Origin of the sequence: Streptomyces polyasparticus, from assembly GCF_014493765.1 — a bacterium.
GTDB lineage: Bacteria > Actinomycetota > Actinomycetes > Streptomycetales > Streptomycetaceae > Streptomyces > Streptomyces polyasparticus.
The window spans coordinates 60,434-85,045 of sequence record NZ_JACTVJ010000016.1; the positions used below are offsets into that span (position 1 = coordinate 60,434).

Genomic DNA, 24,612 nt, shown 5'->3' on the forward strand with positions numbered 1-24,612 from the left:
CACGCATTTTGTCGGCTTGCTCGTACGCGGGTTTCGCGGGTACCGGGCGGCGATCGAACACCTCTGAGGAGACTGTGCTGTGAGCGGGTTCAAGACGACCGGCGAGAAGAAGATGATGCTCTTCTCCGGCCGCGCCCACCCTGAGCTGGCGGAGGAGGTCGCCCATCACCTGGGGGTCGGTCTGGTGCCGACCAAGGCCTTCGACTTCGCGAACGGTGAGATCTACGTCCGCTACGAGGAGTCCGCGCGTGGCGCGGACTGCTTCCTGATCCAGAGCCACACGGCTCCGATCAACAAGTGGATCATGGAGCAGCTGATCATGATCGATGCGCTGAAGCGCGCGTCGGCCCGCTCCATCACGGTGATCGTGCCGTTCTACGGCTACGCCCGCCAGGACAAGAAGCACCGCGGCCGTGAGCCGATTTCGGCCAAGCTGGTCGCGGACCTGATGAAGACGGCGGGTGCCGACCGCATCGTCACGGTCGATCTGCACACCGACCAGATCGTGGGCTTCTTCGACGGCCCGGTGGACCACCTGTTCGCGCTGCCGCTGCTCGCGGACTACGTGGGTCACAAGGTGGACCGTTCGAAGCTGACGGTCGTCTCCCCCGACGCCGGCCGCGTGCGCGTGGCCGACCGCTGGTGCGACCGTCTGGGCGCCCCGCTCGCGATCGTGCACAAGCGCCGTGACAAGGACGTCGCGAACCAGGTCACCGTGCACGAGGTCGTCGGTGACGTCGAGGGCCGTATCTGCATCCTGGTCGACGACATGATCGACACGGGTGGCACGATCTGCGCCGCTGCCGACGCCCTGTTCGCGCACGGTGCGGAGGACGTCATCGTGACGGCCACGCACGGTGTGCTTTCGGGTCCGGCCGCCGACCGTCTGAAGAACTCCAAGGTCAGCGAGTTCGTCTTCACGAACACGCTGCCGACCCCGAGCGAGCTGGAGCTCGACAAGATCACGGTCCTGTCGATCGCCCCGACCATCGCGGACGCGGTCAAGGAGATCTTCGAGGACGGCTCCGTGACGAGCCTCTTCGAGGAGCAGTAGATCTCCCTCTAGAAGATCGTTTTGGGCTGCGGCCTCCCCACCGGGTAAACTGTCGAAGTTGCTCGGCGAGGGAGGCCGTACTCATTTCTTGAGTACCGGCGGTCCGTTATCGACGCGCTCTTCGTAGCAGGCCCTTTGAGGCCAGTCGTTGTGGCCGGGTGACCGCCACAACTTTTTTCTTTTCTACGAGGAGTGCGCAATGTCCGAGGTAAAGCTCGCCAGCGAGATCCGTACCGAGTTCGGCAAGGGTGCCGCCCGCCGTATCCGCCGTGAGAACAAGGTTCCCGGCGTTCTGTACGGTCACGGCACCGACCCGGTCCACCTGACCCTGCCGGGCCACGAGCTGGCGCTCGCCGTCCGTACGCCGAACGTGCTGCTCGCGCTCGAGATCGACGGCAAGACCGAGCTGGCCATCCCGAAGTCGGTCTCCCGTGACCCGCTGAAGGGCTTCCTGGAGCACATCGACCTGCTCCTCGTGAAGCGCGGCGAGAAGGTCACCGTCGAGGTCTACGTGAACACCGAGGGCGAGCTGGCCGCGGGTGGCAACCTGCTCGAGCACGTCCTGAACACGCTGTCCGTCGAGACCGAGGCCACCCACATCCCCGAGTCCGTCACGGTCTCGATCGCGGGCCTGGACGCCGGTGCCTCGATCCTGGCCAAGGACATCCCGCTGCCCGCCGGCACGACCCTGGCCACCGACGCCGACGCCGTCGTGCTGCAGGTCCTGGCCGCGCAGGCCGAGGAGGCCCCGGCCGAGGGTGCCGAGGGCGACGCCGAGGGTGCCGAGGCCTGAGCCGAGCGCTCTGCTTGACTGACGGGGTGGTGGACCGGATCGGTCCACCACCCCGTTTTGCATGACCTTCTCGTACAAGGGAGACTCCCGAACCGTGACTACCGACGCCAACGCCCCCTGGCTGATCGTGGGCCTGGGCAATCCGGGCCCCGGCTATGCGGGCAACCGCCACAACGTGGGCTTCATGGTCGTGGACCTGCTCGCGTCGCGGATGGGCGGTGCGTTCAAGCGGCACGGGAAGGCGCAGGCGCAGGTGCTCGAGGGCCGGATCGGTCCGATGGGGCCGGGCTCGCGCCGGGTCGTGCTCGCGAAGCCGATGTCGTACATGAATCTGTCCGGCGGCCCGGTGACGGCGCTGCGGGACTTCTACAAGATCCCGACGGCGAACATCGTCGCGGTCCACGACGAGCTGGACATCGACTACGGAACCTTCCGGCTCAAGCTGGGCGGCGGCGACAACGGGCACAACGGCCTGAAGTCGATGACGAAGGCGATGGGTCCGGACTATCACCGGGTGCGCTTCGGCATCGGACGCCCGCCGGGCCGTATGCAGGTCGCGGACTTCGTCCTGAAGGACTTCTCGCCGACCGAGCGCAAGGAGCTCGACTACTTCGTGGACCGGGGTGCGGACGCGGTGGAGGCCCTGGTGACCGAGGGGCTCGAGCGGGCGCAGTCCTCGTACAACTCCTGATCAGCTCCTGCTAACCCCTGGTCAGCTCCTGATCCGTCGCGCCCTTCGCCGAGCGCGCCCGGATTGTCATGAGCTTCCGCATACGCCACCGGTCCGCACGGTGACAACGGCACCGTGAAGATCCACGACGCCGAGACCGGCGAAGAGCTCCGCAAGAACGAGCCGCATGTCTGCGAGTTCTACCTCGACGCCTTCGGGTTCGATGCCGCGCAGCAGGTCGACCGGCGCATCGAGGCCTGGGCTCCGACCGCCGACGTCAAGGGCGAGACGGTCGAGTCCGGTTCGCTGACGCTCGACGCGCAGGGCCACGGCCGCACCGACGATCTGACGCTGCCCGACGGGCACTACAAGCTGTTCTGGAACTTCGACGGCGAGAACGGCTCCGCCAAGCACAAGGTGTTCTGGACGGACTGCGAAGAGAGCGACGACAAGCCGGGCGAGCCGACCGAGCCGGGCAAGCCGAGTGAGCCGGGCAAGCCGAGTGAGCCGGGCAAGCCGGGCGAGCCGGGCAAGCCGGGTGAGAGCGCCACGCCTTCGCCGGGCGAGTCCACTCCGGCGCAGACCACGACGGCCACGCCGAGCCCGGCGCCTTCGGGCCAGGGCGGCGGCGACCTCGCGGAGACCGGCAGCAGCGCCCCCGTGGGGCTGCTGTCGGGTGTCGCCGCGGTGCTCGTGGCGGCCGGTGGCGCGCTGATGTTCTGGCGTCGCAGGGCGGGCGCGAACAAGGCCTGATCGCCGTACGGCTGTGAAGGGGGCCTCCCGCGGGGAGGTCCCCTTTCGCGTGCCGTGGAGCAACTTGCGTGCGTGAGGCGGCTTGCGCGTGTGAGGCGGCTTCCGCTCGTGAAGCGGTGCTCAGCCGGTCACAAAGGCGCCGAACAGGATCAGCGCCCCCGCCAGGGCCGTCCCCCACGCGATCCGGCCCAGGCGCAGTCCGCCGCCGACGACCACGGCGGCCATGAGCAGCGCGCCGCCCAGCGGGATCCACGCGTGGAAGAAGCCGGCGCCGGCTCCGCGTACGACCTCGCTGGAGTTGGGTTTCACGACGACGGGGAGCACGGCGCCCTTCTCCGTGCCGACGGACTCCTCGATCCAGACCTTCGCGCGGGGCTGTGCGCCGGGTGACAGGGCTGTGAAGGAACCTTCGCAGCGGTTGTCCGTGCAGCGCGTGACGGTCATCTCGCCCCGCTCCCGCCCCTTGGTGAAGATGACGTGCTGCGCCGTGGACCACGAGGTCCAGATGCCGGCGACCACCACGAGAACGGCCAGCGCGGCCATCGCGACGGTGCGGGCGGCGCCCATGGCCGCCTGGGTGCGGGCGGAGGCTGCGGCAGGCATGGCGGCGATCCTTGGCCATGGCACCACGGCGGGTCAACTCGCGCGTCGCAAGCCGGACATAAGGATGCCCCGCACCACCACAGGCGGTACGGGGCTCCCGTAAAGCAGGCAAAGCAGGCAAATCTGCAGGTGTCAGCCGGTGTTGCGCAGACCCGCCGCCACACCGTTCACCGTGAGCAGCAGCGCCCGCGAGAGCAGGGCGTCCGGCTCCTCGCCCGCGGCCGCCGCGTCGCGCTGCCGCTTGAGCAGCGTGACCTGGAGGTACGAGATCGGGTCGAGGTAGGCGTCGCGGATGGCGAAGGTCTGCTGGAGCACCGGGTGGCTGTCGAGCAGCTGCTCGCCGCCGGTGATGCGCAGGACCTCGGCCACGGTCAGGTCGTGCTCGGCCTTGATGGTCTCGAAGATGTGCTTGAGCTCGTCCGGCACGAGGGTGTCCACGTAGTGCTGGGCGATCCGCAGGTCGGTCTTCGCGAGCGTCATCTCGACGTTCGAGAGGAAGTTGCGGAAGAAGTGCCAGCGCTCGTGCATCTCCTCCAGGACGGATTCCAGACCCGCCTCGCGCAGTGCCTTGAGGCCGGAGCCGACACCGAACCAGCCCGGCACGATCTGCCGCGACTGGGTCCAGCCGAACACCCACGGGATGGCCCGCAGGCCGTCCAGGGAGACACCCGAGCCGGGGCGGCGGGCCGGGCGCGAGCCCAGGTGCAGGTCGGCGAGCTGGTCGACGGGGGTCGAGGCGAGGAAGTACGTCGGCAGGTCCGGGTCCTCGACGAGCTTGCGGTACGCAGCGTGCGCAGCCTCGGAGACCGTGTCCATCGCGGCGTCCCAGCGCGCGAGAGCCTCGTCCGACTGGCGCGGCGCGGTGTGCAGGGCGGAGGCCTGCAGCGTGGCGGCAACGGTCAGTTCGAGGTTCTCGCGGGCGAGCGACGGCACCAGGTACTTGTCGGAGATGACCTCGCCCTGCTCGGTCACCTTGATCTCGCCCTCCAGGGTTCCCCAGGGCTGGGCGAGGATCGCGTCGTGCGAGGGGCCGCCACCACGGCCGACGGTGCCGCCGCGGCCGTGGAAGAGGCGCAGGCGCACGCCGTAGCGGTGGGCCACGTCGCGCAGCCGGCGCTGCGCGCGGTGGATCTCCCACTGCGAGGTGGTGATGCCGCCGAACTTCGAGGAGTCCGAGTACCCGAGCATGACCTCCTGCACGTCCCCGCGCAGGGAGACGAGCCGGCGGTACGAGGGGTCGGCGAGCATCTCGTCGAGGATGACGTCGGCGGCACGCAGCTCGTCGGTGGTCTCCAGGAGCGGCACGATGCCGATCTTCGCCCAGCCGGCGTGCAGATCGATGAGACCGGCCTCGCGGGCGAGGACGGCGGCCGCGAAGACGTCGTCGGCGCCCTGGCACATCGAGATGATGTACGACTCGACGACCTCGGGGCCGAAGACCTCCAGGGCCTTCTTGACCGTGTGGAAGACGCCGAGGGTCTTCTCGCCGGCCGCGTCAAGGGGAGCCGGGGACGGGGCGAGCGGACGACGGGAGCGCAGCTCCTTGGCGAGCAGCTTCTGGCGGTACTCGCGCGGCATGTCCGCGTACCGCCAGGACTCCTCGCCGAGGCGGTCGAAGAGCTGGCCGAGCGCGTGGTGGTGGGCGTCCGCGTGCTCGCGTACGTCCATGGTCGCCAGCTGCAGGCCGAAGGCGGCGAGCGTGCGGATCGTACGGTCCATGCGGCCGTCGGCGAACAGGCCGCCGCGGTGGACGCGCAGCGAGGTCTGGATCAGCGTGAGGTCGTGCAGGAGCTCACCGGTGCCGAGGTAGTCGCGGCCCGGCTCGTGCGGGGTGCCCTTGGCGAGGCGCTCGCGGGTGTTGACCAGCTTCTGGCGTACGCAGGTGGCCTTGAGCCGGTACGGCTCCTCGGCGTTGAGCCGCTTGTAGCGCGGGCTGATCTCCGGCAGCCGCTCCAGGTCGCACTGGAGGGAGGTGAGCAGCTCCTCCGTCGCGCCGGTGTAGCGGATGGAGTTGGAGAGCAGGCTGCGCAGGTGGTCGATCAGGTCGAGCGCGTCGGTGATGCCGTGCTCGTGCTGCAGGATCAGGACGTCCCAGGTGACCTGCGGGGTGACGTTGGGGTTGCCGTCACGGTCGCCGCCGATCCAGGTTCCGAACGTCAACGGGCGGGTACCCGGAGGAAGTTCGACGCCGATGCGCTCCAGCTCGGCGGTGAGGTCCTCGAGGACGTCGCCGACGGCGCCGGCGTGCAGCTCGTCGAGGTAGTAGATCGCGTTGCGCGCCTCGTCCGCGGGCTCGGGGCGTACGACCCGCAGCTCGTCGGTCTGCCACACCAGGTCGATGTTCTCGGCCAGGCGCAGATCGAGGCGGCGGCGGTCGGCCGCGGACACCGAGGAGTCGAGCAGCTCGGCGATCCGGCGCAGCTTGGTCAGGACCGAGCGGCGGGCGGCCTCGGTGGGGTGCGCCGTGAAGACGGGGCGCACATTGAGGTGGGCGACGGTCTGCCGCAGGTGCTCGGCGTCGGCGTCCTTGAGCAGATCGGCGGTGCGGGCGAGCGTCGAGCCCTCGGCGTCGCGCCGGGCGCGCAGTTCGCGGCCGCGGTGCACCTGCTCGGTGACGTTCGCGAGGTGGAAGTACGTGGAGAAGGCGCGCACCAGCTTGGCCGCGGTCTCGAGCTCGGTCTCGCCGAGCAGCTGCGCGGCGGCTTCGCCGTCGCTGCGGGTCAGCGCCCGTACGCGTTCGACGAGCTCGAGCAGCTCGGTGCCCTCCTGGCGTACCAGGGTCTCACCGAGCAGATCGCCGAGGCGGCGGATATCGGCGCGCAGCTCCGCGCCGGCGGTCTGGTCGGCAGGACGCTCGCCGGTGGTCTGGTGGTCGGCACTGCTCACAGGTGCGGCTCCTTGCAGTGAGGGGAAGACTCATTGCGGACCACGCTGTCCGACGCCACTAAGGATAGGCGTCCTGGACGGATGCCTTGATGGATGCCCATTCGATACCAGCCCTCCACCCGCATTCCCTTGCCCCAGGTGGGGGCGCTGCCATACTTACGTCGCCGTAGGTTACGGGCCCGTAGGTCCGGGAACACGGCGCATCACCTGACTGTCCCCGACCACAGGGAAACGCCCATGACCACGAGCCCGGACCTGCTCGACGAAGCTCCGAAGGACACAGGCAGTGCCCCACTGCCCTCGGCCACCCTCGGTGGTGAGCAGAAGCGCTCGCTGGAACAGATCACGTTGCTGCTCTTCATCACGGTCCCGTTTCTCGCGCTGCTCGCCGCCGTGCCGCTCGCCTGGGGCTGGGGCGTGAGCTGGCTGGACCTCGGCCTGCTCGTCTTCATGTACTACCTGGGCTGCCACGGCATCACCATCGGCTTCCACCGCTACTTCACGCACGGCTCCTTCAAGGCCAGGCGCCCGCTGCGGATCGCACTCGCGATCGCCGGTTCGATGGCCGTCGAGGGACCGCTGGTGCGCTGGGTCGCCGACCACCGCAAGCACCACAAGTTCTCCGACGCCGAGGGAGATCCCCACTCGCCGTGGCGTTTCGGGGAGACGGTGCCGGCCCTGATGAAGGGTCTGTGGTGGGCACACATCGGCTGGATGTTCGACGAGGAGCAGACGCCGCAGGACAAGTACGCCCCGGATCTGATCAAGGACCCGGCGATCCGCCGTATCTCCCGCGACTTCATCTGGTGGACGATGCTCTCGCTCGCCATTCCGCCGCTCGTGGGCGGTCTGGTCACCATGTCCTGGTGGGGCGCGTTCACCGCGTTCTTCTGGGGTTCGCTGGTACGGGTCGCGCTCCTGCACCACGTGACCTGGTCGATCAACTCGATCTGCCACGCGGTCGGCAAGCGTCCCTTCAAGTCCCGCGACCGCTCGGGCAACGTGTGGTGGCTGGCCGTGCTGTCCTGCGGCGAGTCCTGGCACAACCTGCACCACGCCGACCCGACCTCGGCCCGGCACGGCGTGATGCGCGGCCAGGTGGACTCCTCGGCGCGGATCATCCGCTGGTGCGAACAGCTGGGCTGGGCGTATGACGTGCGCTGGCCTTCGGCGGACCGCATCGCGTCCCGGCGTAAGCCGCCGGTCGTCGACGCGGCATGATGGATGCCGTGGGCGACGAATCGAGCACTTCAGGCAGCGGCAGCGAAAAGCCCCGGCGTACGCGCAGGACGCGGATGACCGGGGCGGAGCGCCGGCAGCAGCTCCTGGACATCGGGCGAACGCTGTTCGCCGCGAAGGGGTTCGAGGGGACGTCCGTCGAGGAGATCGCCGCGAAGGCGGGGGTCTCCAAGCCCGTCGTCTACGAGCACTTCGGCGGCAAGGAGGGGCTGTACGCGGTGGTCGTGGACCGCGAGATGCAGCGCCTGCTCGACATGGTGACCAGCTCGCTCACGGCAGGGCATCCGCGCGAGCTGTGCGAACAGGCGGCGTTCGCACTGCTCGACTACATCGAGGAGTACACGGACGGATTCCGCATCCTGGTCCGTGACTCCCCCGTCGCGCAGTCGACGGGCACCTTCGCCTCGCTCATCTCCGATATCGCCACCCAGGTCGAGGACATTCTCGGCATGGAGTTCAAGGCGCGCGGTTTCGATCCGAAGCTCGCGCCGCTGTACGCGCAGGCGCTGGTGGGGTCGGTCGCGTTGACCGGCCAGTGGTGGCTGACGACGCGCAAGCCGAAGAAGGCGGATGTGGCGGCGCACTTGGTGAACCTGGCCTGGCACGGGCTCGGGAACCTGGAGGCGAAGCCGCGGTTGATAGGGCATCGCAAGAGCTGACTCAGCCTCCGACGGAGGGCTCGGACAACACCCGGCTCAGGGTTGAGCCGGGTGTTGTCAATTTTTCTCCGGCGAGCTATATACAGAAGGCGTAGGGCATCGCACCCACCGCAGGAAGGAAGGAGTGACCTGTGATGCTCATGCGGACGGACCCTTTCCGCGAGTTCGACCGGCTCGCCCAGCAGGTGTTCGGCACCACCACCCGCCCCGTCGCGATGCCGATGGACGCCTACCGCGCGGGTGACGACTTCGTGATCCACTTCGATCTGCCGGGCATCGACCCCGAGACGATCGACCTCAACGTCGAACGCAATGTGCTCAGCGTGCACGCGGAGCGGCGTTCGCCGGCGCCCGAGAGTGCCGAGATGATCGCTTCGGAGCGGCCGGTCGGCAGGTTCTCGCGCCAGCTGTTCCTGGGCGAGACGCTCGACACCGAGCGCATCGACGCCTCGTACGACGCGGGTGTTCTGACGCTGCGTGTGCCGGTGGCCGAGCAGGCCAAGCCGCGCAGGATCCGGATCGCGGGCGGCGGCGGGCGCAAGCAGCTCAGCACCTGACGCGCGGCATCCTCGGCGCCCTCTGCACCCTCTGCACCCTCTGCGCCCTCTGCGCCGGGCCCGGCGCCCTGACGTCGGGCCCGGCGCTCCCCCTCGCCGCTCTCCCTCTCTCTTCTCCCTCTTCTCCCTCTACTTCTTCGTCTACGGATACGGATCGGAGGACGACTTCACCATGCTCTGGAGCCGACTGATCGACGCGGTACGGGAAGCCGGCCAGTACGCGACGGCCGCGGAGGCCGAGCGGGTCACGCGGCTCGTGCTCTCCGCGCTGGGCGCTCAGGTGGTCGGTGACGAACGCGTCGATCTGGCGCGGCGGTTGCCGCAGGAGGCTGCGCGGGTGCTGGCCTCGCAGATTCCGGCTACGCGGCGGCTGAGTGCGGCCGAGTTCGTGGACGGTGTGGCGGCGCGGACTGCGGGGGCCACGGCGGCGACGGCGCGGTGGGACGTCAGCTCGGTGCTCGGCGTGGTGGCCGAGGTTGCCGGCGACGACCTCACCGACCGCCTCCTGACCCACCTCCCGGCCGGCTACGCGCTCCTGTTCGGGCGCGCGGAGCTGCTGCGGGCTGCGTAGCGCCCCCGCACTGGGGTCCGCCCCCTCTGCCGTGGGGGCGGCTCCGGGTCCGGCTTCCCGTCGGTGTGCTTTGCCGCCTGCGGTTCGTCTTGGGTCGGTGCCGGGGTGGGGTACCTGGTTTTCGGGCAATGCGGGCCGGTACCGAGGGACTCGCGTTGTCGTTACGGACCGCCCGAAAACCAGGCACCCCACCCCGTCCCCTCCGGCCGTCCCGCGGCTGCAGGCGGGTGGGGGCATCGGACGGAGCGTCCAACTCCAGCCCGTCCGGCGTTTGAGGACAAGCGCCGTTCAGGCGCGACAAGGGGGCAAGGGGCGAAGCCCCAAAACCCCACCCACCCGGGGTGCTCGCAAAACCGAGGCTGGGGCCCAGTCCGAAGTGGGCCCGCCCACCCGGGGGTCCGGGGGCGGAGCCCTCGGTTTCGGGAAGGGGCGGGTAGGGGAAAGTTGGCCCGCCGCAGGCGCAGCCGGGCCGCACCCGCACCCGCACCCGCACCCGCAGCCGGCGACGAGACCGCAGCGCAGCCACACACGCAGCGCACCCGCAGACGGCGGCCCGAACGCACCGCACCCGCAGCCGGTGACGAGACCGTGGCCCGAACGCACCGCACCCGCAGAGCGAAGGCAGGCGCCGACCGGGACCGTGCACAGGGCGGAAGTCAGCGCACGGGTTCGAGGAATTCCAGGCGGTTGCCCACCGGGTCGGTGGCGTAGAAGCGGAGGTGGCCCGGGAGCGCGGTGTCCCAGGTGACCTCCACGCCATGGGAGGCGAGGCGGGAAGCGTACGCCTCGATGTCCCGGACCCGTAGACCCGGATGGGCCTTGCGGGCGGGCCGGAAATCGGGGTCGACGCCCAGATGGAGCTGAACGCCGCCGGCCGAGAACCAGCAGCCGCCCCGCGCGGCGAGCCCCGCCGGCTTGGGCACCTCGCGCATCCCGAGGACCCCGGCGTAGAAGCCGCGCAGCGCAGCCTCGCTCCCGGCCGGAGCGGCAAGCTGGACGTGGTCGACGGCGATCAGCATCCGGGCCCCCTTACTCGGGCTTGCGGGCCACCGCGAAGATGCGGCGGAACGGGAAGACCGTGCCGTGCGGCCCCTGCGGATACGCCTTGCGCAGCAAGTCCCGGTACTCCGCGAGGAATTCGCGGATCGCATCGGGATCGTCCGCGAGCGCCGTGAGCACCGGCCTCAGCGCCGTCCCCTTGACCCAGTCGAGCACCGGGTCGTCGCCGACGAGGAGTTGGGAGTACGTGGTCTCCCAGACGTCCACCTCGCAGCCGAGGTCGGAGAGCCGGGCCAGATACCCGGCCGGTTCCAGGATGTGCACGAACCGACGCCCGTGCTCACCGAGCCGTTCCCGCCACTGCGGTGCGTCGCACAGCTCACCGAGCAGCGCGTGGCTGGGCGAGGTGAAGTTGCCGGGCACCTGGAAGGCGAAGGTGCCGCCCGGGCGCAGATGCTCGATCCAGACCGGGAAGGACTCGGGGTGGTTCGGGACCCACTGCAGCGCGGCGTTGGAGACGATCAGGTCGTACGTGCCGTCGGGCGTCCAGTGCGCCGCGTCGGCCGGCCGGAAGTCCAGCGTGCCGCCGCCGGGGGTCGTGCCGGCGTACTTCGCGGCCTTGTCCAGCATCTCCGGCGAGTTGTCGAAGCCGGTGATGCGGGCCGTGGGCCAGCGGTCGGCGAGGAGCACCGTGACGTTTCCCGGGCCGCAGCCCAGGTCGGCGATGCGCGGGGGTATGCCGCCCGGATCCGGCAGTACGGGGATCCGGGCGAGCAGATCCAGGAATGGCCGCGTCCTGTGGCCTGCGTGACGAAGGTATTGCTGAGGATCCCAGGTTGGTGCGGAATGCATGTTCGAGCTCCCTGCCTGGTGCAAGAGGACGAAGCGGAGGTCGCTTGTTGGGCGACGATGCCCCAAGCGAACCCGAAATATCTCTTGACGTCAAGAGACTTCATGTCGAGGGACCCCTTACACTGATCGCCATGGAGGACGAGGTCGATCGGCTGGTCGCGGCTTGGCGCCGAGAGCGCCCTGACCTCGACGTGGAACCACTCGAGGTACTGAGCCGCGTGAGCAGGCTCGCGCGCCATCTCGACCGTGCGCGCCGCCTCGCGTTCTCCGAGCACAGCCTCGAACCGTGGGAGTTCGATGTGCTCACTTCGCTGCGACGGGCGGGCGCTCCGTACCAGCTCTCCCCCGGCCAGCTCCTTCAGCAAACCCTGGTCACGTCCGGCACGATGACCAACCGCATCGACAGGCTCGCGAAGAAAGGCCTGGTCGAGCGGCTGCCCGACCCCAGCGACCGCCGGGGTGTGCTGGTCCGCCTGACCCCCGAGGGACGCGACCGCGCCGACCAGGCCCTCGCGGGCCTCCTCGAACAGGAGCGCGCGATCCTCGGCGAGCTGTCCCGCGCGCAGCGCGGCGAACTGGCCGGGCTGCTACGCCAGTTGACCGCCCCGTTCGACAACGTCCCCGGCTAGGTCCACGGGTCCGACACCGGCCCTGCGCGCGAGCGCGACCGCGGCCAGGGTCGAGTGCACACCCAGCTTGCCGAGCACATTTTGCATATGGGTCCGAACGGTGTGCGGTGAAAGGAAGAGGCGCTCGGCGACGGCTTTGCGCCCCAGGCCCGCGACCATGCACCGCAGCACCTCGCGCTCACGCGGCGTGAGCGATTCGACGAGCCGCTCACTCTCCGTGCGGTGCTTGCGTGCGGCGGTCAACTCCCGCAGTACGCCCGTCAGCAGGGCGGGCGGCAAGTGCGTCTCGTCCCGCAGCACGCCCCGGATCACCGTGAGCAGCCGCGACAGCGAACAGTCCTTGGCGACCCAGCCCGACGCGCCCGCCTGCAGCGCGAGCGCGGCACGGCGCGGGTCGTCCTTCTCCGCGAGCACCACGGTCCGTACGGACGGCTGGCTCGAACGGATGCCGGTGACCAGGGAGATGCCGTCGACGAAGCCGTCCGGGCCCGGGTCCGCTCCGTCGTGCACGGCGAGCCGTGCGCCGGGCACGGTGGTGCCGAGGTCGGCGTCCACGAGCAGTACGTCGAACCTGCGCCCCTCGGTCGCCGCCCGCTCCAGGCTGCGCAGGGCTGCGGGGCCGCTGCCGGCGGCGGCCACGTCCACATCGGGCTCGGCGGCGAGTGCCGCGGCGAGCGATTCGGCGAAGATGCGATGGTCGTCGACGACCAGGACCCGGATTCGAACCACGTGAAACCCCCAGGCTCCGTCTTCCGGGGAGATGGCGAGGCGGCTGTCACCGCGGGTCCCCGGACCCCCTCAAGGGCAGTCGGCGCAGGTACGGCGTCCGGAGCGCGCATCACCGTGGTCCCACGGCCGCCGCCGTGTGGTGAGTGCTACCCCGCTCCGAGCGCAGTACCCGACTGTCTCGCCCCCTGATCGGCACCGGCCCCCACCGGTGCTGAGCATCAGAGTACGGGCGGTGGCCGGGCGCGGAAGGGTAATTGCAGAACTGGCACCTGCCCCGCGTTCCCTTGTCCGGTCTGGTGATTACCGTGATTCCCGTGGTGCGGTTCATGACGGAAGTCGACTCGGTCGCCCACCGCACAAGCCCGATCAGCCCCGGACGGGAGGGCACAGCCCCGCGGTCTCAGGACTGCGCCATCACGATCACGCTGTCCCCGGCCGCGAAGGAGAGGCGGTCCTTCTTGTTCGGGTTGAGGCGGATGCCGAAGGACGGTGCGAGTGCGGTCTCGGACTGACGGCGGTAGCCGATCGCGGAGTGGCCCTGGCGGCGGGCCGACTCGACCACCGTGTAGAAGTCGACGTCGTGCTGGAGCGCGACATAGTCGCCCGCGGGCTTCAGATAGATCTCGCAGCCCTCGGAGGAGAAGAGGTCGTCGAAGACCCGGGCCAGATGCCGGTTCTCCGACACCTGCGTCATCAGGAGGCTGATCACCTTGTCGCTGACGATGAAGTCGCTGCTCTCGCTGATGGGCGCGAGCTCCCGGTTGCGGTCGTCGGTCATCTCGGTCACCACCGGGAGCTCACGGCCGAGGGTGTTCTCCAGGTCGCGCAGGTGAAGCAGCGTGACCAGCGTCTGGTTGTCGGCCTGCGCGCTGTCGATGTCGTCGTAGCCGAGCACGATCACATGCTCGTAGCCGCCCATGTCGAGCGACTTGAGGGTGCCGGGCCGGGTGATGTCACCGGTCTCGCAGGACACGTCGAGGTTACGCAGCTGCTCGCGTACGGCCTCGACCGTGATCTTCGCTTCGTCCCCGCGGGCCACGACATGGAGCCGGGAGCCGGGGGCCACATAGGTGTCGAGCTGCGTGATGATCGTGGCCGCGCGCCGGTTCCAGCCGAGCACGAGCATCGACTCGGGCCGCTCCTCGCGCGGCCGCGGCGCGACGATCGCCGCCTCGTCGATCTCGTACGGGTCGGTCGAGACGATCACGGTGTTGTCGTCGCGGGAGATCGCGATGATCTGGTCGCCCTCGGCGATGACGGTGTCCGGCGCCGGATTGAGCTCGATCGCACCGTCGGCGGCCCGCAGCAGCCCGACCGGCGAGGAGGTCGCGTACGCGAGCAGCGCATCGCCGTAGGTGCGGCCGACGAGGGTGGGCTCGGCGGTCATGTAGAACTCGTCGCCCGCGTAGTTCAGGAGGTCGAGGTAGATCACGGACAGGCCCGGCTGGCGGCTGGTCTGCACGATGAGGCGCGCGGAGATGTCGTCGACGCTCGCGACACAGACCTCCGCGCCGCCGGCGAGCCGGGTCGCCTCTAGATTGTGGCCGCAGCTCACGGCCGCGACGATGTGGTACGGCTGATCGCGGCGCTGCGGGCTCTGGGTCACGGCGAGCAGGGTCTTGACCACCTCGGCGTCGCCGCCGTCCTCGCAGGTGCAGGTCCGCGCGCCCGCCGGGCTCTCGGCGGCCGGGGTCAGGACGATGACCGAGCGGGCGTCGTGCGGATTGACCAGGTCGATGTCGGTGGGGTCCATGGGGCTGCCGGTGCGGCAGATGACCTTGGTGGTGCGGGTGTCCGGGACCTTCGCATGGATCTCGTCCTCCATCTCCACCTTGTCCTTGTCGGCGAGGATCACCACCGCGGAGCGGCGCAGGTTGGAGTTGGCCTCCACCAGCTCGGAGACGATCGGGAAGATCTGGTCCGACCAGCCGAGCAGCACCGTGTGGTCCTTCTCGAGGACCAGGGAGCGGCCCTTGCGCAGGTCGAGGATCTTGCGGTTCACCCCCGAGGTGATCAGACCGACGAGGGTGCTGGCGAAGAACAGCGCCACCAGGGCGAGGATCACCGAGAAGAGGACGAACGCGGGGGTGCCGACCGCGCCCCCGAGGCTGAAGGTCTTGGCGGTGTTCTGCCAGACCGAGATGAGCTGGTTGCCGAGGGTGGTGGGGGTGTTCCTGTCCGCCCAGACGAGCAGCACGCTGACGGGGATGACGATCACCAGGCAGATCGCCGAGAGCCAGCCGATCAGTGCCGGGGTGCCCCGGGACATGGTGTTGTCGAACCAGTACCGGAGCCTTGCCTTGTGCGAGGGGTTGCCGCTCATCCAGCTTCACGCTCCCTGCCGTCGTCAGCCCTCCCACCTTTCGGACAGTTCCGATCCTGGTCCGGATCCAGGTGCCGCGCAGCTTCAGAGGGGCAGGCGGGCGGCTACGGCGCGGCAGGCGGTGCGGGCCGCGGCGCGGGGTACGACGACGGGGCCGGAGGCCCGGGCGGGCTTCCGGCCCCGTACGAGGAGCTCTGCGCGTACAGCTACTCCTGTACGTCCTCGGGCGTCGGCGGCGCCGTGGGGCGCAGCTTCAGCCAGACGAGGAAGAACAGACCGAGGGCCAGCATGGCGAGCCCGGTCCACAGGTTGATGTTGACGTCCTGTGCCTTCTTCAGATCGGCGTCGGACGGGTTGATGCCGGCGATCGTGACGATCACTCCGTACACCACGAACAGACCGCCGATGATCCGCCGGATGTCGAAGAGCCGGGCGGCGGTCGCGGACTTGCTCTCCAGCTCGGAGACTTCGCGCTGCAGGTCGGACATGGTTCTCAGGGCCTCCGATCGGTTCTAGAAGGAGTACGGGATGTAGCAGGCGGCGGCGAGCACGATCGCGCCCCAGCCGAGCAGGGCCGGCTTGCGGTACCAGGCGCTGTCGCCCTCGTCGGGCGCCTCCTGCATACCGGGCGAGGTCGTCCCGTACACGAGACCCGCGAGCTCGGCCTCGGGCTTGGGCGCGGTGAACAGCGTGACCAGGACCATGACCAGCGCACCGGCGACGAAGCCGACGATGGCGGAGACGAAGTTGGCGCCCTGGTCGGACGGTATGTCGATGACGCCCTGCTTGTAGACGACGAAGTAGTTGACCATCGCGGCCGAGGTGCCGGCGACCAGGCCCCACACACCGGACTTCATCGAGGCGCGCTTCCAGAACATGCCGATGATGAAGACCACGAACATCGGGACGTTGAAGAACGAGAACAGGGTCTGCAGGTACCCCATGATGTTCGAGAACGACGCGGCCAGGAAGGCCGTGCCGATGGAGGCCACGACACCGATCGCGGTGATCAGCCGGCCGAACTTCAAGTAGTACGTGTCCTCACGGCCCTTGACCACGTACTTGGCCCAGATGTCCGCGGTGAACACGGTGTTGAAGGACGAGACGTTCGCGGCCATGCCGGCCATGAACGCGGCGAGCAGACCGGTCACGGCGATACCGAGCACACCGTTGGGCAGCAGCTCCTGCATCAGGAGCGGGATCGCGTCGTTGTACGTGAGGTCCGAGCCCGCGGTGCCGATCTTCGGGACCAGCACGGCGGCGACCAGGCCCGGGATCATCACGATGAAGACGATGAAGATCTTCGGGAACGCGGCGATCAGCGGGGTGCGCTTGGCGGCGGACAGGTTCTTGGCCGACAGGGCGCGCTGCACCTCGGCGAAGTTGGTGGTCCAGTAGCCGAAGGAGAGCACGAAGCCGAGGCCGAGCACGATGGTCAGCCAGTTCGCGCCGAGCGGGTTGGCGTCACCGATGCCCGTACCGCCCCAGGCGGACAGGAAGTTGTCGCCGTGCGACTTGGTGAGCGAGTCGGTCAGACCGTCCCAGCCGCCGACCCGCTTGAGGCCGAGCAGCGTCAGGGGTATGAGCGCCGCGAGGATGACGAAGAACTGCAGGACCTCGTTGTAGATCGCGGAGGAGAGACCGCCGATCGTGATGTACGCGAGGACGAAGAAGCCCGCGACCACGATGGACACCCACTGCGGCCAGCCGAGCAGGGCCTCGACCACGATCGACAGGGCGTACAGGTTGACGCCGGCGATCAGGATCGAGGCGAAGGCGAACAGGACCGAGCTCAGCAGGTGTGCGCTCTTGTCGAAGCGCTGGAGCAGGAACTCCGGCACGCTGCGGACCTTGGAGCCGTAGTAGAACGGCATCATCACCAGGCCGAGGAAGACCATGGCCGGGATGGCGCCGATCCAGTACCAGTGCACGACGGCCACGCCGTACTGCGCACCGGTGGCCGCCATGCCGAGGATCTCGGTGGCGCCCAGATTGGCCGCCACGAAGGCGAGGCCGGTCACCCAGGCAGGCAGGGAACGGCCGGACAGGAAGAAGTCGAGGCTGGTCTTCACACTGCGCCGGGCGGCGAACCCGATGCCGAGCACGACGGCGAAGTAGATCGCCAGGATCGCGTAGTCCAGCCCGTTGGTGGGGAGCCGAAGCCCTTCGGCGAGGTATTGCATGGGGGAGTCTCGCTTCGTTGCGCGAACGTATCGGAACGGGAACCTACGCTTCCGAGTTCGGAAACTGAACAGTTCCGGTGATGTTCTTTGTTTGATTGTGATGAAGCAGACTCCGGCGGCTGGGGCTCCGCGCGTGCACGCCCATTGACGGCCCTGTTGCCTTGTGGTTTGTTGTGTTCGGTTCTGTTTGGTGGTGGGTGCGATAGGAGCAGCCCAAGTGAAGAAGACCTCGACGCGTCTGGCCGACGGTCGTGAGCTCATCCATTACGACCTGCGCGACGACGTCGTCCGCGACGCGGTCGACCGGCGCCCGCTCGATCCGATCTCGACCTCGTCCGAGATCCGCGAGGACCGGCTGCTCGGCGACTTCGTCGCCATCGCCTCGCACCGCAACGCCCGCACCTACCACCCGCCGGCGGACGAGTGCCCGCTCTGCCCCTCGCGGGGCGAGCGGCTCAGCGAGATCCCCGACTCCTCGTACGACGTGGTCGTCTTCGAGAACCGCTTCCCCTCGCTCGCCGGTGACTCGGGCCGCTGCGAGGTGGTCTGCTTCACCTCCGACCACGACGCGGCCTTCGCGGACCTCTCGCCGGAGCAGGCGCGCCTCGTGCTCGACGCCTGGACCGACCGGACCGCCGAGCTGTCGCATCTGCCGTCCGTCGCGCAGGTCTTCTGCTTCGAGAACCGCGGCGCCGAGATCGGCGTGACCCTCGGGCACCCGCACGGGCAGATCTACGGCTACCCGGAGATCACGCCGCGGACCTCCCTGATGCTGCGCTCGCTCGGCGCACACAAGGCCTCTTCGCCAGGGGGCAACCTCTTCGACGAGCTCGTCGCCGGCGAAGTGAAGGACGGATCCCGCATCGTCCTGGAGGGCGAGCACTGGGTCGCCTTCGTCCCCTACGCCGCGCACTGGCCGTACGAGATCCACCTCTATCCGAAGAAGCGCGTGCCGGACCTGCTCGCGCTCGACGAGGCGGCGCGCACAGAGTTCCCACAGATCTATCTGGAACTCTTGCGCAGGTTCGACCGGATCTTCGGACCGGACGAGCCGCCGACGCCGTACATCTCCGCATGGCACCAGGCGCCGTTCACGCCGCTCGACGCCTTCGGTGTGGAACGCGAGGACTTCGCCCTCCACCTCGAGCTTTTCACCATCCGCCGGACTTCCGGCAAGCTGAAGTTCCTCGCGGGTTCCGAGTCCGGCATGAGCGTGTTCATCAATGACGTGCCGCCGGAGACCGCGGCCGAGCGACTGCGAGAGGTAGCGAGTTCATGAGCGGGAAGTACCTGGTCACGGGTGGTGCCGGATACGTCGGCAGCGTGGTGGCCCAGCATCTTCTTGAGGCCGGCCACCGGGTGGTCGTGCTCGACAACCTCTCCACGGGCTTTCGCGAAGGGGTGCCCGCGGGCGCCGAGTTCATCGAGGGCGACATCCGTGACGCCGCCAAGTGGCTGGACTCCTCCTTCGACGGGGTGCTGCACTTCGCCGCGTACTCGCAGGTCGGCGAGTCCGTCGTCAAGCCCGAGAAGTACTGGGACAACAACGTCGGCGGCACCATGGCGCTGATCGGCGCGATGCGCACGGCGGGCGTGCGCAAGCTGGTCTTCTCGTCCACGGCCGCGACGTACGGCGAGCCCACCGAGGTCCCGATCGTCGAGACCGCGGCCACCGCGCCGACCAATCCGTACGGCGCCTCGAAGCTGGCCGTCGACCACATGATCACCGGCGAGTGCGCGGCGCACGGGCTCGCGGCGGTCTCGCTGCGGTACTTCAACGTGGCGGGCGCGTACGGCACTTGCGGGGAGCGGCACGACCCCGAGTCGCACCTCATCCCCCTCGTCCTCCAGGTCGCGCAGGGCAAGCGCGAGGCGATCTCCGTCTTCGGCGAGGACTACCCGACGCCGGACGGGACGTGCGTACGCGACTACATCCACGTGGCGGACCTCGCGGAGGCGCATCTGCTCGCGCTGGACGCGACCGCTCCTGGAGAGCATCTGATCTGCAACCTCGGCAACGGCGAGGGCTTCTCGGTACGGGAGGTCATCGACACCGTCCGCCAGGTCACCGGCCACCCGATCCCCGAGGTCGTGGCCCCGCGCCGCGGCGGCGACCCCGCCGTCCTCGTCGCCTCCGCCGACGCCGCCCGTGAGCGGCTCGGCTGGACTCCGTCCCGCGCGGACCTCGCGGGGATCGTCGCCGATGCGTGGGCTTTCGCGCAGTCCCAGGAGGGGTGAGGTCTGTGACCGAAGTGACGGATGTGGCCGAGGAGTTCGGGCGGCTCTACGGGTACGAGCCCGAGGGCGTCTGGGAGGCCCCGGGCCGGGTCAACCTGATCGGTGAGCACACCGATTACAACGACGGCTTCGTGATGCCCTTCGCGCTTCCGCACACCGCGATGGCGGCGTTCGGGCGGCGGACGGATTCCGCGGTACGGGTGCACTCGGCGGACATCGCCGGTGAGCCCGTCGTGGTCGCGGACCCCGTACCGGGGACGTCGGCGGACTGGGCCGACTACCTGGTCAGCGTGGTCTGGGCGCTGCGGGACGCCGGGCATGCGGTGGGCGGCGTGGACGTGCACCTCGCGTCCACGGTGCCGACGGGGGCGGGGCTCTCCTCCTCCGCCGCGATCGAGGTCGTGGTCGCGCTCGCGCTCAACGATCTGTTCGAACTCGGCCTGGAACGGCAGCAGTTGGCCAGCCTGTGCCAGCGCGCGGAGAACGTGTACGTCGGTGCGCCCACCGGGATCATGGACCAGACGGCGTCGGCGTGCTGCACGTCCGGGCACGCGCTGTTCCTGGACACGCGGGACCTGTCCCAGCGCCAGGTCCCCTTCGACCTGGCCTCGCTCGGCCTTCGGCTGCTCGTGGTGGACACGCAGGTCAAGCACTCCCACAGCGAGGGGGAGTACGGGAAGCGGCGGGCCGGGTGCGAGGCGGGGGCCGCGGAGCTGGGGGTCACGGCGCTGCGGGATGTTCCGTTCGCCTCGCTGCCGGACTCCCTCGACCGGCTCTCCTCCGACGAGATACGGGGCCTGGTACGGCATATCGTCACGGAGAACCACCGCGTGGAGCGGGTCATCTCGCTCCTGGACGCCGGCGACGTACGGGGCATCGGCCCCGTCCTCGTCGAGGGCCACGCCTCGCTGCGCGACGACTTCCGCATCTCCTGCCCGGAGTTGGACCTGGTGGTCGACTCCGCCGTGTCGGCCGGGGCCCTTGGCGCCCGGATGACGGGCGGCGGTTTCGGCGGCTCGGCGATCGTCCTGGTCGAGGAGGCGTCCGCGGATCAGGTGGCGAAGTCCGTGGTGGAGGCGTTCGCGTCCCGTGGACTGACGGAACCGCGGGTCTTCACGGCGGTCCCTGCCGCGGGGGCGCGGCGGGTGCGCTGACACCCACCACTCCCCCGGCACTGCCGCCGAGTGGCAGTTCGGCCCACACCGTCTTGCGCGGCGCCGGACCCTCGACGACGCCCCAACTCCCGGCCAGCGCACCGACGATCAGCAGCCCCCGCCCCGACTCACCGCCCGGGGACGGGGGCTGTTCGTCGGGGTGCCGGTCCGGCTGGGTGTCGTCGACCTCGATGCGCAACGTGTCCGCGGCGAGCGTGAGCCGCACCTCGAAGTCCCGCCCGGGGACGTGGCCGTGCAGCACGGCGTTGGCGGCAAGCTCGGCGAGGACCGCTTCGGCGTGTTCGGCCGCGGTGAACGGAACGTCCCAGGAGCGCAGTTGCTCGACCGCGAGCAGTCGGGCGAGGCGGGCGCCTCTGCGAGTGCCGGAGAAGCGTTGCGTGAAGGTGCGGGCGCTGGTCGGGAGTTGGCGGGTGCTCATGGGGCTACGGTCCCGGGGTGCGCGGCCCGGCGGCCAGCCTGGGAGCGTGTACGGTGCGCGACCGTACGCGCACGCACGGTGGACAGTACGCATCGTGACCAGTAACCCTGTGTCACGGGAGGTGGTCCTGATGCACTCCGAGTACGAGGAGCCGGACCCGTCGGACAGTCTGCGGACCTTCGGTGCGGTCGTCCATGCCTTACGGGAGCACACGGGGCTGAGCAGGGAGGAGTTCGCGGCACGCGTGGGCTTCTCCAAACACACGGTGGTCTCCATCGAGTTGGGCCGCCGGATGCCCGACCGCGACTTCGTCGACCGCGCCGAACCGGCGCTCGGCAACACCGGTGCCCTCCGCCGCTCGGCACAGCACCTGTCCCGGCAGCCCGGTTTGGCCGCGTGGTTCCGTCAGTGGGCGAAACTGGAACAGGAGGCGACGCGCCTCGACACGTACGAATGCCGCCTGGTGCCTGGCCTGCTGCAATGCGAGGCCTACGCGAGGACCGTGTTCGCCAACGCGCAGCCACCGCTCGACGACGCCCGCCTTGAGGCGCAGGTGACCGCCCGGATGGAACGCCAGCGTCTACTCCGGGAGAGGCCGTGCACATCGTTCAGCTTCATCATCGAAGAGCACATCTTCCAGCGGCAGTTGGGCGGACCCGACGTCACCCGCCTGCTCCTGGATCATGTCCTGGCCTGTACGGAACCTCGCAATGTCGTCCTGCAAATCATGCCGATCCGCTCCTCGCTGCATGCGGCGCTGGACGGGCCGATACAGCTCCTGGAAACAGCGGATCAACGGCGCCTCGCCTACTCGGAGGGACAGAAGAACGGCCGCCTGATCGCTGACCCGAAAGAGGCAGCCGCACTGCACGACCGTTATGCGACACTGCGCTCGCAGGCCCCCACTCCCGAAGACTCCCGGAGCCTGCTGGAGCGAATGCGAGGAGCACCATGAGCATCACGGAACTCGCCTGGTTCAAGAGCAGTTACAGCGGGACCGAGGGCGACAGCTGCGTAGAAGTCGCCCTGGACTGGCGCAAGTCGACGTACAGCAGCGGATCAGGCGACGACTGCATCGAGATCGCCCCCTGCCCCACCGCCATCCACATCCGCGACTCCAAGGACACCACGATCCCCGGCTTCCACGTGGGCCCCGAGGCCTGGCACCACTTCACCGGCTTCGCCGCCGAGCAGGCGTAGGGCCGAAAAACCTTACGCCGAGCCGGAGTTGACCGAAGGCTCCTCGGGCCCCGCGTGCGCACCGCCCACCGGACCGGCCCGGTCCAGGAGTCCCGTACGGGCGGCCAGCGCAGCCGCCTCCAGGCGGGACCCGACGCCGAGCTTCATCAGCACGCGCTGGACATGCGTACGGGCCGTGCTCGGCGCGATGCCCATGCCCGCCGCGATCAGCCGGGTGTCCTCGCCGTCCGCGACCCGGACGAGGACCTCGACCTCGCGCGGGGTGAGCATCTGCAGGAGCCGCTGGCCCTCGTCGTCGGGCTGGGCGGCCGGGTTGAGCAGTTCGGCGAAGGCGCCCTGGAGGAGCGAGGGCGCCACCGCCGCCTCGCCGGAGCGGGCCTTCATGATGGCGCGCTCGACGCCTTCGATCCGCTCGTCGTGCCGTACGTATCCGGAGGCGCCGGCGGCGAACGCGGCCGCGATGCCGCGGGGTGAGGGCACCGGGCCGAGGACCACGACGGCGACCTGCGGACGCTCCCGCTTGATCTTCACGATCGGGTCGAACATGCCCGGCTCGGCGGGTGTGGACGTGCCGATCAGACAGACCTCGGGCGCCCGCTGCACCACCAGCTCGGCCGCCCCCGCGGCCGGTGCCGCGGCGGCGAGCACCCGGTGTCCGCGCAGTTTCAGGGCCGAGGCGAGCGCCTCGGCCAGCAGACGGTGATCGTCGACCACCATGAGTCGCACACCCATCGGGCCACCCCCCATTCCCCCACGCGCACAAGTATCGGAGCCCCCCAGCCCTTCATCTCCCGGAAGCTACACGGTTGTTCGACGTTACGCGCCCCCTACCGGCCAGAAGCACCTCGGAATACCGAAATCCCTGCTATTCGGGACTGAAGGGGGCGGTACGCGGACGAGGAATGCTTCCCGCATACGGTGCCGAGATGCCCGGGGATCGTCCGCATCCCCGGGACAACGGATACCGGATACGGAATGCGGGGCGGCCCCACCCCCTCCGCGGGGCCGCCCCGCCGTCTTCGGTGACGCCGGCCGTCGAGCCGCCTCGGTCACGCCAGGCGCGCCAGCTCCTCCCGGGTGACAAGGCCGCGCAGCGGCTCGTCCCGGGCGTGGCGCTCCAGTTCCGCCACCACGTACTCGCCCAGGCGCCGCAGCTCGCTGCCCTGAACACCGGCGATATGCGGGGTGAGCAGGACGTTCGGCAGGTCGTACAGGGGGTGGCCCGGCGGTGGCGGCTCCGGGTCGGTCACGTCGAGGAAGGCGTTCAGGCGGCCACTCGCGCATTCGCGGGTCAGTGCATCCGTGTCCACCAGGGAGCCCCGCGCGGTGTTGATCAGCGTCGTGCCGTCGGCCATCAGGGCCAGGCGCCGGGCGTCCAACAGGTGGCGGGTCTCCGGGAGTTCGGGTGCGTGCACGCTGACGATGCTGGACTCGCGGCACAGCGTGTCGAGGTCGGCGGGTTCGGCGCCCATCTTCCGCGCGGCGGCGTCGTCCACGTACGGGTCGTGCAGCAGGATGCGGTGGCCGCGGCCCGAAGCGGCAAGGCCCTTGATCACGCCGCGGCCGATCCGGGAGGCACCGATGACCCCGATGGTCCGGCCGTCCACGCCCTCGCGTTCGGAGTGCGCCGGGAACGCGGTGCGGTACGCGCGGGCGGCGGGCAGCGCCTGTTTCCCTGCGAGGACGATCGCGGCGAGGGTGTAGTCCACGACCGGTGCGGCGTTGGCGTCGGCGGCCGAGGACACGAGCAGTCCCCGGTCCCAGACCGCCGGTGCGGCGATCCGTTTCACCGATCCGGCGGCGTGCAGCACGACTTGGAGCCGCGGAGCACCGGCGAGGACGTCTTCGGTCAGCGGCGGACAGCCCCAGCAGGTCACCAACACCTGGACCTCCGCGAGTACTTCACGTACCGGCCGCGTCGTGAGGTCACCGGACAGCGGGACTCCGTCGCCGGCCAGGTCGGCGACCTCACGTATCCGCTCGCGGAGGTCGTGCGGCAGCACCATGGCCGCCTCCTCGGCGGTCATGGCGAGCGCCACCGTGAGTCTGTCTGCCACGCGGACCTCCACTCGGGAAACTTC

At 69.6% G+C, this 24,612-nt stretch carries 24 protein-coding genes and 1 pseudogene; 14 read left to right on the top strand and 11 right to left on the bottom strand.

What is annotated here, in order from left to right; translation table 11 throughout:
* The first annotated feature begins 79 nt into the window (after positions 1 to 79).
* From H9Y04_RS30010 to H9Y04_RS47980, 4 genes and pseudogenes are all read left to right on the top strand, one after another.
* Positions 80 to 1,054 carry a ribose-phosphate diphosphokinase gene (locus H9Y04_RS30010; protein WP_187817231.1) on the top strand — a complete coding sequence of 325 codons (975 nt, stop codon included), beginning with the start codon at positions 80 to 82 and terminating at the stop codon, positions 1,052 to 1,054.
* A gap of 199 nt (positions 1,055 to 1,253) precedes the next feature.
* The gene (locus H9Y04_RS30015) at positions 1,254 to 1,847 is read left to right on the top strand and encodes a 50S ribosomal protein L25/general stress protein Ctc (RefSeq protein ID WP_187817232.1); all 594 of its coding nucleotides are present in this window, start codon (positions 1,254 to 1,256) and stop codon (positions 1,845 to 1,847) included.
* A 61-nt stretch (positions 1,848 to 1,908) separates the two neighbouring features.
* A complete protein-coding gene (gene pth, locus H9Y04_RS30020; RefSeq protein ID WP_187817233.1) occupies positions 1,909 to 2,538 on the top strand; it encodes an aminoacyl-tRNA hydrolase in 630 nt (209 codons plus the stop codon).
* 78 nt (positions 2,539 to 2,616) lie between these two features.
* A pseudogene (locus H9Y04_RS47980) lies at positions 2,617 to 3,270 on the top strand (LAETG motif-containing sortase-dependent surface protein); the annotation flags it as partial.
* 120 nt (positions 3,271 to 3,390) lie between these two features.
* Here the strand turns inward: H9Y04_RS47980 and H9Y04_RS30030 are convergent.
* Positions 3,391 to 3,873, bottom strand: coding sequence for a hypothetical protein (locus tag H9Y04_RS30030; RefSeq protein WP_236071651.1), 483 nt, complete (start codon positions 3,871 to 3,873; stop codon positions 3,391 to 3,393).
* Between the two features lie 132 nt (positions 3,874 to 4,005).
* The gene (ppc, locus tag H9Y04_RS30035; RefSeq protein WP_187817235.1) at positions 4,006 to 6,759 is read right to left on the bottom strand and encodes a phosphoenolpyruvate carboxylase; all 2,754 of its coding nucleotides are present in this window, start codon (positions 6,757 to 6,759) and stop codon (positions 4,006 to 4,008) included.
* A gap of 237 nt (positions 6,760 to 6,996) precedes the next feature.
* Here ppc and H9Y04_RS30040 point away from each other — a divergent pair, with 237 nt between their 5' ends.
* From H9Y04_RS30040 to H9Y04_RS30055, 4 genes are all read left to right on the top strand, one after another.
* The gene (locus H9Y04_RS30040) at positions 6,997 to 7,980 is read left to right on the top strand and encodes an acyl-CoA desaturase (RefSeq protein WP_187817236.1); all 984 of its coding nucleotides are present in this window, start codon (positions 6,997 to 6,999) and stop codon (positions 7,978 to 7,980) included.
* Positions 7,980 to 8,657: a TetR/AcrR family transcriptional regulator gene (locus H9Y04_RS30045; protein WP_438818170.1), complete on the top strand. Its 678-nt coding sequence runs from the start codon at positions 7,980 to 7,982 to the stop codon at positions 8,655 to 8,657. The genes H9Y04_RS30040 and H9Y04_RS30045 overlap by 1 nt, the downstream gene beginning before the upstream one ends.
* A 134-nt stretch (positions 8,658 to 8,791) precedes the next feature.
* A complete protein-coding gene (locus H9Y04_RS30050; RefSeq protein ID WP_187817238.1) occupies positions 8,792 to 9,214 on the top strand; it encodes an Hsp20/alpha crystallin family protein in 423 nt (140 codons plus the stop codon).
* A gap of 172 nt (positions 9,215 to 9,386) precedes the next feature.
* Positions 9,387 to 9,785 (top strand): DUF2267 domain-containing protein, encoded by a 399-nt coding sequence (locus tag H9Y04_RS30055; protein ID WP_187817239.1) that lies wholly within the window; start codon positions 9,387 to 9,389, stop codon positions 9,783 to 9,785.
* Between the two features lie 656 nt (positions 9,786 to 10,441).
* Here H9Y04_RS30055 and H9Y04_RS30060 read toward each other — a convergent pair.
* Both H9Y04_RS30060 and H9Y04_RS30065 read right to left on the bottom strand, forming a co-directional pair.
* Positions 10,442 to 10,804 (bottom strand): VOC family protein, encoded by a 363-nt coding sequence (locus H9Y04_RS30060; protein WP_187817240.1) that lies wholly within the window; start codon positions 10,802 to 10,804, stop codon positions 10,442 to 10,444.
* Positions 10,805 to 10,814: 10 nt separating this feature from the next.
* The gene (locus H9Y04_RS30065; protein WP_187817241.1) at positions 10,815 to 11,636 is read right to left on the bottom strand and encodes a trans-aconitate 2-methyltransferase; all 822 of its coding nucleotides are present in this window, start codon (positions 11,634 to 11,636) and stop codon (positions 10,815 to 10,817) included.
* 131 nt (positions 11,637 to 11,767) lie between these two features.
* Between H9Y04_RS30065 and H9Y04_RS30070 the strand changes: the two genes are divergently transcribed.
* On the top strand, positions 11,768 to 12,265 hold the full coding sequence (locus tag H9Y04_RS30070; RefSeq protein WP_187817242.1) for a MarR family winged helix-turn-helix transcriptional regulator: 498 nt from the start codon (positions 11,768 to 11,770) through the stop codon (positions 12,263 to 12,265).
* On the opposite strand, the gene H9Y04_RS30075 is transcribed toward H9Y04_RS30070, so the two are convergent.
* The 4 genes from H9Y04_RS30075 to H9Y04_RS30090 form a co-directional block, all read right to left on the bottom strand.
* The gene (locus tag H9Y04_RS30075) at positions 12,224 to 12,994 is read right to left on the bottom strand and encodes a LuxR C-terminal-related transcriptional regulator (RefSeq protein ID WP_187817243.1); all 771 of its coding nucleotides are present in this window, start codon (positions 12,992 to 12,994) and stop codon (positions 12,224 to 12,226) included. The genes H9Y04_RS30070 and H9Y04_RS30075 overlap by 42 nt on opposite strands.
* A gap of 400 nt (positions 12,995 to 13,394) precedes the next feature.
* Positions 13,395 to 15,317, bottom strand: coding sequence for a CASTOR/POLLUX-related putative ion channel (locus H9Y04_RS30080; protein WP_187817244.1), 1,923 nt, complete (start codon positions 15,315 to 15,317; stop codon positions 13,395 to 13,397).
* A 206-nt stretch (positions 15,318 to 15,523) separates the two neighbouring features.
* Complete coding sequence (locus tag H9Y04_RS30085) at positions 15,524 to 15,805, bottom strand: hypothetical protein (RefSeq protein ID WP_187817245.1); 282 nt, start codon at positions 15,803 to 15,805, stop codon at positions 15,524 to 15,526.
* Between the two features lie 24 nt (positions 15,806 to 15,829).
* On the bottom strand, positions 15,830 to 17,500 hold the full coding sequence (locus tag H9Y04_RS30090) for a sodium:solute symporter family protein (protein WP_187817246.1): 1,671 nt from the start codon (positions 17,498 to 17,500) through the stop codon (positions 15,830 to 15,832).
* A 217-nt stretch (positions 17,501 to 17,717) separates the two neighbouring features.
* Here H9Y04_RS30090 and galT point away from each other — a divergent pair, with 217 nt between their 5' ends.
* The 3 genes from galT to galK are packed head-to-tail and all read left to right on the top strand — an operon-like array spanning position 17,718 to position 20,892.
* Positions 17,718 to 18,779: a galactose-1-phosphate uridylyltransferase gene (gene galT, locus H9Y04_RS30095; protein ID WP_187817247.1), complete on the top strand. Its 1,062-nt coding sequence runs from the start codon at positions 17,718 to 17,720 to the stop codon at positions 18,777 to 18,779.
* Positions 18,776 to 19,738, top strand: a complete 963-nt coding sequence (galE, locus tag H9Y04_RS30100) for a UDP-glucose 4-epimerase GalE (RefSeq protein ID WP_187817248.1) — start codon at positions 18,776 to 18,778, stop codon at positions 19,736 to 19,738. Before galT ends, galE begins: the two co-directional genes overlap by 4 nt.
* Positions 19,739 to 19,743: 5 nt before the next feature.
* Entirely contained in the window at positions 19,744 to 20,892 is a 1,149-nt protein-coding gene (galK, locus tag H9Y04_RS30105) for a galactokinase (RefSeq protein ID WP_187817249.1), read from the top strand.
* Here galK and H9Y04_RS30110 read toward each other — a convergent pair.
* Positions 20,852 to 21,331 carry an ATP-binding protein gene (locus H9Y04_RS30110; protein ID WP_187817250.1) on the bottom strand — a complete coding sequence of 160 codons (480 nt, stop codon included), beginning with the start codon at positions 21,329 to 21,331 and terminating at the stop codon, positions 20,852 to 20,854. The genes galK and H9Y04_RS30110 overlap by 41 nt on opposite strands.
* A 130-nt stretch (positions 21,332 to 21,461) precedes the next feature.
* Here H9Y04_RS30110 and H9Y04_RS30115 point away from each other — a divergent pair, with 130 nt between their 5' ends.
* Entirely contained in the window at positions 21,462 to 22,286 is an 825-nt protein-coding gene (locus tag H9Y04_RS30115) for a helix-turn-helix domain-containing protein (protein WP_187817346.1), read from the top strand.
* Positions 22,283 to 22,531 carry a DUF397 domain-containing protein gene (locus H9Y04_RS30120; RefSeq protein ID WP_187817251.1) on the top strand — a complete coding sequence of 83 codons (249 nt, stop codon included), beginning with the start codon at positions 22,283 to 22,285 and terminating at the stop codon, positions 22,529 to 22,531. The genes H9Y04_RS30115 and H9Y04_RS30120 overlap by 4 nt, the downstream gene beginning before the upstream one ends.
* Before the next feature lie 12 nt (positions 22,532 to 22,543).
* Here H9Y04_RS30120 and H9Y04_RS30125 read toward each other — a convergent pair whose 3' ends face one another.
* Positions 22,544 to 23,263 carry a helix-turn-helix transcriptional regulator gene (locus tag H9Y04_RS30125; RefSeq protein ID WP_187817252.1) on the bottom strand — a complete coding sequence of 240 codons (720 nt, stop codon included), beginning with the start codon at positions 23,261 to 23,263 and terminating at the stop codon, positions 22,544 to 22,546.
* A 317-nt stretch (positions 23,264 to 23,580) separates the two neighbouring features.
* Positions 23,581 to 24,558, bottom strand: coding sequence for a hydroxyacid dehydrogenase (locus tag H9Y04_RS30130; protein ID WP_187817347.1), 978 nt, complete (start codon positions 24,556 to 24,558; stop codon positions 23,581 to 23,583).
* Positions 24,559 to 24,612 lie beyond the last annotated feature (54 nt).

Excerpts from the sequence above, each read along its gene's own strand:
- H9Y04_RS30015 (WP_187817232.1), top strand. The coding sequence starts at position 1,254 with ATGTCCGAGGTAAAGCTCGCCAGCGAGATCCGTACCGAGTTCGGCAAG.
- pth (WP_187817233.1), top strand. The coding sequence starts at position 1,909 with ATGACCTTCTCGTACAAGGGAGACTCCCGAACCGTGACTACCGACGCC.
- H9Y04_RS30030 (WP_236071651.1), bottom strand. The coding sequence starts at position 3,873 with ATGCCTGCCGCAGCCTCCGCCCGCACCCAGGCGGCCATGGGCGCCGCC.
- H9Y04_RS30040 (WP_187817236.1), top strand. The coding sequence starts at position 6,997 with ATGACCACGAGCCCGGACCTGCTCGACGAAGCTCCGAAGGACACAGGC.
- H9Y04_RS30045 (WP_438818170.1), top strand. The coding sequence starts at position 7,980 with ATGGATGCCGTGGGCGACGAATCGAGCACTTCAGGCAGCGGCAGCGAA.
- H9Y04_RS30050 (WP_187817238.1), top strand. The coding sequence starts at position 8,792 with ATGCTCATGCGGACGGACCCTTTCCGCGAGTTCGACCGGCTCGCCCAG.
- H9Y04_RS30055 (WP_187817239.1), top strand. The coding sequence starts at position 9,387 with ATGCTCTGGAGCCGACTGATCGACGCGGTACGGGAAGCCGGCCAGTAC.
- H9Y04_RS30060 (WP_187817240.1), bottom strand. The coding sequence starts at position 10,804 with ATGCTGATCGCCGTCGACCACGTCCAGCTTGCCGCTCCGGCCGGGAGC.
- H9Y04_RS30065 (WP_187817241.1), bottom strand. The coding sequence starts at position 11,636 with ATGCATTCCGCACCAACCTGGGATCCTCAGCAATACCTTCGTCACGCA.
- H9Y04_RS30070 (WP_187817242.1), top strand. The coding sequence starts at position 11,768 with ATGGAGGACGAGGTCGATCGGCTGGTCGCGGCTTGGCGCCGAGAGCGC.
- H9Y04_RS30080 (WP_187817244.1), bottom strand. The coding sequence starts at position 15,317 with ATGAGCGGCAACCCCTCGCACAAGGCAAGGCTCCGGTACTGGTTCGAC.
- H9Y04_RS30085 (WP_187817245.1), bottom strand. The coding sequence starts at position 15,805 with ATGTCCGACCTGCAGCGCGAAGTCTCCGAGCTGGAGAGCAAGTCCGCG.
- H9Y04_RS30090 (WP_187817246.1), bottom strand. The coding sequence starts at position 17,500 with ATGCAATACCTCGCCGAAGGGCTTCGGCTCCCCACCAACGGGCTGGAC.
- galE (WP_187817248.1), top strand. The coding sequence starts at position 18,776 with ATGAGCGGGAAGTACCTGGTCACGGGTGGTGCCGGATACGTCGGCAGC.
- H9Y04_RS30110 (WP_187817250.1), bottom strand. The coding sequence starts at position 21,331 with ATGAGCACCCGCCAACTCCCGACCAGCGCCCGCACCTTCACGCAACGC.
- H9Y04_RS30115 (WP_187817346.1), top strand. The coding sequence starts at position 21,462 with ATGCACTCCGAGTACGAGGAGCCGGACCCGTCGGACAGTCTGCGGACC.
- H9Y04_RS30120 (WP_187817251.1), top strand. The coding sequence starts at position 22,283 with ATGAGCATCACGGAACTCGCCTGGTTCAAGAGCAGTTACAGCGGGACC.
- H9Y04_RS30125 (WP_187817252.1), bottom strand. The coding sequence starts at position 23,263 with ATGGGTGTGCGACTCATGGTGGTCGACGATCACCGTCTGCTGGCCGAG.
- H9Y04_RS30130 (WP_187817347.1), bottom strand. The coding sequence starts at position 24,558 with ATGACCGCCGAGGAGGCGGCCATGGTGCTGCCGCACGACCTCCGCGAG.